This window comes from Hyphomicrobium sp., from assembly GCF_036833075.1.
Classification (GTDB): Bacteria; Pseudomonadota; Alphaproteobacteria; order Rhizobiales; family Hyphomicrobiaceae; genus Hyphomicrobium_C.
This window is the reverse complement of sequence record NZ_DAITQL010000016.1, coordinates 62,003-68,975: the sequence shown is the minus strand read 5'-3', so window position 1 is coordinate 68,975 and position 6,973 is coordinate 62,003. Positions and strand designations below refer to the sequence as shown.

The following is a 6,973-nucleotide window of genomic DNA, read 5'->3' as shown; positions in this document are numbered from 1 at the left end:
AGCTGCGCGGCGTTCTGCGCAGCTATGGCCGCGCGGGGTATGAGTGAGCCCGGGACGGGCTGAACGGCCGCGTCCCCCAGCTACGGCCGTCACGGCGCTCCGGCATGACGGCCGGATAGCAGACGGCGCCCGCTACAGGCGCAAGGCCTCAATGGGTTGGTCTCGGTGAGACCGAGTGACTAGGCGCCCAGTCTTGTTCAGGAATGGCGCACCCGACAGGATTCGAACCTGTGACCTCTGCCTTCGGAGCAATTTGACCTGGCCATCCTAATTATACGCCAGGACACGCCATGCTACGACAACCTATTGAAACCACTAGACAATCACCTTCTTCCCGCCGAAATCCGTATCCGAAACTTTGCTCCGACTTTCAGCCGGCTGCTTCCGTGGTGCTTCCGCGGAAACAGCCCCTCTTCGACGGGGGAATTGCCAAGTGCCGAAGCTGACGAAACGCGTCGTAGACGCTGCCGAGGTCCGCGAGAAAGACTACTTCATCTGGGACGACGAGCTGCCCGGCTTCGGTCTCCGCATCTTCGCGTCCGGTAAGCGAAGCTACCTTATCCAATATCGCGCCGCCGGTCGAACCCGTCGCTTCACCATCGGCCTCCATGGCATCTGGACGGCGGAGACTGCCCGGCAGGAAGCGAAGGTGCAGCTCGGTCGTGTGGCCAGTGGTGACAACCCGTCCGAGGAACGCCAGCTCGATCACAAGGCGATCACCGTCAAAGAACTGTGCACCCTCTACCTCGCCGACCTCAATGCAGGTCTGATCCTTGGCAAGGGCGGTCGTCCCAAGAAGGCAACGACCATCGTGACCGATACCGGTCGCATTGAACGACACATCATTCCGCTGATCGGCGCCCGCCGCGTGAAGGATCTGACCAAGGCCGACATCAACAAGGTGCTGAAGGACATCATGGCCGGCAAAACGCGCGTGGCCGTGAAGACGAAGAAGCTGCGCGGCAAGGCCATCGTGCGCGGCGGCGCGGGCACCGCGACGCGCACTGTGGGGCTGTTGGGCGGAATCCTCACCTATGCCGTCGAAGCCGGCATCATCGAGCGCAATCCCGCCCATGGGGTGAAGAAGCCCAAGGACAATGTGCGCAAGCGCCGCCTTTCCGAAGCGGAGTATCGCACGCTCGGCCAGATGCTGCGCGAGTCAGCAACGATCGAAAAGTACGCCATGACCGTCGACATCATCCGGCAGATCGCACTCACCGGTTGTCGCCGTTCGGAAATGATCTCGCTGATGTGGACCGAGGCGGACACCGACGCGAGTTGCCTGCGCCTAGAAGATAGCAAGGAAGGCGAATCCATTCGCGCCATCGGTCTTCCTGTGGTCGAGTACCTGGAGGAGCGCCGCAAGACCGCAATGGGCACCTACGTCTTCCCCGGCCAGGGCGAGGACAATGCGTTCGGCAGTTTTCCGAACCATTGGGAGCAAATCTTCAAAGACAGCCCGCTCGCCGATGTCACGCCGCACGTCCTGCGTCACAGCTTCGCCAGTATCGCCAACGATCTGGGCTTCACCGAAGTGACGATCGCTGCGCTGGTCGGCCACTCCAAGGGTTCCGTGACGAGCAAATATATCCATACACTCGACACGGCGCTCATCATGGCTGCGGACACGATCTCGGGCTACATTCAAGGGCTCCTCGATGGGGTGGCCTTCAAGCAGACGGCGTATGCGCTCGACCGGGATTCCCGGAAGGCGGCTCTTGCGCGGTTCCTACGCCAGGCCGTTGGCGAGACCACTGCGGTAGAAGAAGAACCGCGCCTCGCTGCGTAAAGTTTGCGATCTTGTGCTGCCCACTGCTCGACATTCGATATCGCGGGTCATGCTGGCCACAAAAGCCAGCTACCGGCGGTCGCGGTCGAGACGCTTGCCTAACTCTCTCAACCCGGCGTCACGATGGACCACACGGAACCACCCATCGGCCGAGTTTCCGAAAGGCTCGATCATCGCGGCGCCCAGCGTACGTATGGGATGCCCATCGATATAGAGTTCGACACGGAGCATGCCCTGATCCGCGGCCATCTGAGCCAACAATGCGATCTGGCCAGTCCGAGCGGTGATCCCTTCACCGGACTCATCGACCTCCTCGATCCTGAGCATCCCATGATCGGCGGGACCATAGACGACGAGGTGTGTTCCCGACGGCATCCCCGAGCGTCGTGTAGGCGCCCGCCCCATGTCGCCCAACGTCACGTGTGTCGTGACGGACCGAAGGTGAGGCTGCTGCTTCAGCGCGTCGCGTGCGAGGTCGAACGTGTCGGTGGCGGCGTAGAGGTAACGCGTACTGTGAACGGTTTGCTGATGATTGAGGAACAGGACCATATCTTCGTCAATATCGATCGGGTTGCCAGACCTCAGGCCGTCTCGATACCGAAAGATTCGCTCTTTTCGATCTGCCTCGAGATCCGCCTGTTCGGCCATCTCATAGCGCTTGACGATTGTCGGGCAGTGCAAAGCGATCACGATCTCTGGTGAGATCGGTAGAATGACTAGTATGCCGTGCGAAGTGAGCCCGAGCTCGCCGTAGGGAAAGGCGTTTATCAATGCGACGGGATGGTCAGAGATGATGAACCGATGATGTCCATTTGCTCGGTATAAGGCGGGGTACAGGCGCAGGAGCGCGACGACCTGCTCGCTGCGATCAAGAAATGTCCGTACTGCGCCGAGTCGCAGCGCTGCGTCGGAGGGCGTCGCCATGGTCGGGTCCTGATCGGGATCGTAGCCCAGGTGCCGTATGATCTCCCGAAGGCGCTCAGCGAGGTGCGCCGGCGTTGTCCGACCGAAATGCGTGCGGAGCAGCTGGGTGGCGAACAGGTCGGCTAAAGCGAGGCGATCGTCATCGGATAGCCACACCACGGACTTGCGCGAGAGAATCTCCGCAATAAGGCGAGCCGATCGGGCATCGACGTCCTGGAATAAATCTTCGAAGTTCCACTTGCTGGCGCCGAGACTAACCGCGTTGAAGTCGTTCTCTGACCCAGCGTTAAGGATCGAGGTTCGGAACGAACGATCCGTTTGTTTGTCGAGCACGTAAAGAAAACGGCGCTCCGCATCCGCAGAGAAATTCCGAAGCTGAGCCTGCGGCACGAAGTGGTGTTTCTTAGAAGGTCGGCCCATTGATCCGAGACGGTGGTATGTTACAGCGCATCCGAGTACCTATCGACGCGAACGTTTCGGGGGTAGCAGTTCACTACATCGCTGCCGAGTAGCGTCATCAATCGTGAATTCCTCCGGTGATTTGCCGCCTAACTCGCGTCGCTTGCCCCGCATCCACAACGCAGCCCGCTCGCCGTCGTAGTACCGGGATTGCGCAAGCGCCGCGAGCTCGGCCACAGCTTTTGTCTTCCTCTCACTGGCTCGTTGCTGAGCCTCGATCTCTCGCGCTCTGCGGTCGAGCGCACGGATCGCATCCTCGTAACCGCCTTCACTATCTGAAGCGACCTCGATAGGCGATCGGTCTCCGGTACTGGGGTTTGGTGCGGCGAGCCAGGCTTCCGCTTCGCCTCCGATCCGCCCGAGCGCACGATTCCGCAGACCGGAGACCCGCGTCGCTTTGTCCGCCTCGAGCTTCGCTTGCTTGGCGCGTTCACGCTCCGCCTCTTCTGCATGCTTGCGCTCGAGCGCACGCGACAGCGCGCCCTGGTAGGGAAGCCCTATCAGATCCAAGGCTTCTCGCGGAGAGAAGCGAATCTGGGTCGTAATGTTCGCTAAATCATGCTGGAACGATCGCCACTTCACTTCATCAAACTCGACCGCGGCGCGAGGTGAATACCCCCGTCCTGGGAGCGTTGTATTCCACCATTGTTCAAACGCGAAGGCAGCCGTTTCGCCTGCTGGAAGCGTGGCAATCATCTCTTCAACGACGTGACGTAGCTCGCGCAAGCGTTTCACCGGGCGCGCACGGAGCTCGCGCGCCTCATCAATCCGGACCTGCAGCGTATGGGAGGCACGCCAAATCTCGGTCGGACCAGAATGAACGAAGCCAAGTCGCTCGAGTTGCTTCAGATACGCCCCGACGGTTTCGAACGGAGAATTGAAGGGAATGCCAGACTCTCTCACCCCGCATGCGATCTCATCTGAAATGTCAGTAAACGATGGGTCGAGCCATCGTTTGCTGCGGAGTGCTGCGAGCCCATTCCGAGTTCGGAAAGGCCGCTTCGCTGGGGCGAGCAGTGCCTGCAGAACGGCCGCTTGCCATTCCGCAACGGCGACGGTGAAGCATCCAGCTCCATCCACCGGCAAATTGATGAGGTCCGCGAGGCCGCTTTCCCGGGCAGCGGCTTCGCAGGGCCCGCTTCCCGGGGTCTCTGATGGTGAACGATGGCGATAGGAGTTGCGATGATGTTCGATTTGCGTCCGCTTCTTCTCGGCACGCTGTAGCGCTCTCTGCTCGAGGCGCGCCCGCGCTTCACGTTCTCGCGGATTGTGCAGCCAAATTCGCGGCGCGTCGTATAGTATTTGGTCTCCGATCTCGCTGAGCTTGTGGTCACGGTATTGCGAGAGGTCGATCTCGATTGCGCCGACATCCATCGCTCGGATCCGTGCGATTTTCTGCGCGTCGCACGGATGAGTGACCTTAAATTCTACGATGAGTCGGCGCTCGCGTAAGAGCAACACGACGTCGGGAACGATCTGCCCATCTTTGGTTTCCAGGATCGCTCGATCGAAAGTGCGCTTCTCCGCCCGGACGACAACTTCGCTATCCCTCTGCTCCTCGACGACCTGCGCTGGCAATGCAATTTCGAGACGCTCATCTAGAATACGTTTCGCAAATTTATGCAGGGCTGTCTCGCCGGCGGACACGCATGATCGGCCATCTTGCTGAGCGTGGTGTGCAAAATGGTGCGTCCGTTGCACCTCACCCTTTTTGGCAACCATCCGTCTTCCGCAACCCGGACAGACGCAGTTGCAGGCGAGCCCTGAAGGCACCTCGTCTATATGCAGGAGCCGGCCGTTGGCAGCCTCGGCGACGAAAGCGCCGCCCTGCTCAGTGCATGCAAACAGTTCTCCCAGGCGTATAGACATCGTCCGGCCGCTCCCCCGCAGGAATCGCTGGGCGGAGTGTCAGCGCCACTCCATCCATCGAGCTACCCGTGACAGGTTCTCCAGAAACAGATCGAGATATGCTTCACTACCGAATGCAAACCCTGCTTTGAGTAGTTGTTGCCTGGTCGCAGTTGATTTCAGCTCGTGTTCTATTGAGCGACGCCCTTCAGTTCGCCAACCGAGGCGACCGACCGACATCCTAGCCTTCCCGTCACCCTTCTCCAGTTGATCCTTCAATGAGCTTTCACTGTTCTCTTCAAGATGGACTAATGCCCCCAGCGCCTCGAACCGGTCGAACAGCAGGGCGCTGTCCGCGGGAACGCCTAGAAACGCCACGCCCCATTCAGAAAACAGGTCCTGTAGATGATCGCTGAGTGGTGTTTTCCGGCGGCTGTTACCCGTCGTGAAACCTTCAACGTTGTTCCAAAGATTGTCGTCCCAACCTTTCCAGTCCCATAGGAAGAGGGAATTGACGACGCGCTTCGGGTCCCGCTCCTCCCTAGGCATCGATAGAGAAAACAGATCATGCAGCGTCTTCCAACGCTCGGCTCGCGCAAGGCCGAGACCGTAGGCCGTCATGAGCAGAACGGCCGGGTACGTCCTAAGACCAAGCCAAACAGTAAGGCCGTTGCCCAGCTTGTTCGCCCTGGTAACCACTCCGCGGATCGTATCGGCAATGATCGCCAACTCGGCGTCATCGCCCCATCGCCCCAGGACGCCAAAGGCCTTCGCGAGTGGCTCGGTTGCTGCCTCGTAGACCTTTAGGCGTCGGCGGAATTCATCGACGGACCAACTACCCTGCGGAGAGAGCTCCTTAGCTTCGAGGCGGTCGAATAACTTGTTGGCTTCCTGCGTGATTACTTCATCGAGTCGAATGCGGAATTCCGGTCGCGCAACATATCGTTTGACGGAACCGACGAGCAGATCAATCGTCAACGGACTCTGCTTTCTAGTCTCGGCGAGCGTTTTTACACGCTCGGCCATGGTTAGAAAGAAGCCGTCGGCGTCGGTAATCGGAATGACGACCGCCTTACGTTGACTGATGATGGCTTCCGCGCCGCTTCCCGGCCTGCCTCGCATGCTCCAGAACGAAGGATAACGCCTGCTAGGGACACGCAACAATGCTGCTCGCAACGCGTCATCCCACTCGCCTGACCAGCCGCAAACGATAAGACCGTGCTCATCGAAAATGCGATCGAGGAGTGCATCGTATTGCGGCGGATACGCGCCTAACTCTTCGTCGGTGTTCAGGATGCGTGCATCCTTATAGTCACCATGAACCTTCAGAACGTAGCAGGTGCTATGCGTGATCGGCTCGGCTCCCAACAAGGTGTCGACCGAAGAGACGACAGTTGGCTCGACACCAATTTCTCGCAACGCGTTTTCCAGCAGCCGATCAAAATTGGTCGTTACGATCACGCGAACATACCCGTCGCGAACCAGGCCAGCTATGGCGTGGTGGGCTGCAGTTGGAAGTTTCTTGCCTTCGGCGCGATCCTCGTCGTCGGGCTCAATGTAAGAGTGCAGTATTGATCGACGTTCTGCAGGCGAGATGGCCAATTCTGCTAGAAGCGCTGAATAGTCGGGTTCCGCACCATACTTTTCGCGATACCACGTCGCCCAATCGGACTGATTTTCGACGCCTTGCGCTAACGCAACTCGGCGGACCAAGTCCAAAGTGATCTCCCATCCAGTTGGAATCCCGGCCGCACGAGAGAGACCGGAGCCGAGAAGTACGGCATAGACACCTTTGTTCTCGAACATCGAGAATGCGAGCTGAGTAATCGGATCACTTGATAAAATGCTCATGGCCGACGCGAATCAGTAGGAGGGAGGCGCCGGAGCATAGCAAGGTTGAGCAGCCATCAATCACTACTTGCGGCTGCTTGGTCGATTCTGCGCTGTCGGGAT

Annotated in this window: 4 protein-coding genes; 1 reads left to right on the top strand and 3 read right to left on the bottom strand. The window is 59.3% G+C overall.

Annotated elements, in window-relative coordinates:
* The first annotated feature begins 433 nt into the window (after positions 1-433).
* On the top strand, positions 434-1,789 hold the full coding sequence (locus V7082_RS07200; RefSeq protein ID WP_334147176.1) for a tyrosine-type recombinase/integrase: 1,356 nt from the start codon (positions 434-436) through the stop codon (positions 1,787-1,789).
* Between the two features lie 69 nt (positions 1,790-1,858).
* Here the strand turns inward: V7082_RS07200 and V7082_RS07195 are convergent, their stop codons facing one another.
* From V7082_RS07195 to V7082_RS07185, 3 genes are all read right to left on the bottom strand, one after another.
* Positions 1,859-3,103 (bottom strand): DUF4238 domain-containing protein, encoded by a 1,245-nt coding sequence (locus tag V7082_RS07195; RefSeq protein ID WP_334147174.1) that lies wholly within the window; start codon positions 3,101-3,103, stop codon positions 1,859-1,861.
* A 69-nt stretch (positions 3,104-3,172) separates the two neighbouring features.
* Positions 3,173-5,041, bottom strand: coding sequence for a hypothetical protein (locus V7082_RS07190; RefSeq protein ID WP_334147172.1), 1,869 nt, complete (start codon positions 5,039-5,041; stop codon positions 3,173-3,175).
* Positions 5,042-5,080: 39 nt separating this feature from the next.
* A complete protein-coding gene (locus V7082_RS07185) occupies positions 5,081-6,871 on the bottom strand; it encodes an SIR2 family protein (protein WP_334147170.1) in 1,791 nt (596 codons plus the stop codon).
* Positions 6,872-6,973 lie beyond the last annotated feature (102 nt).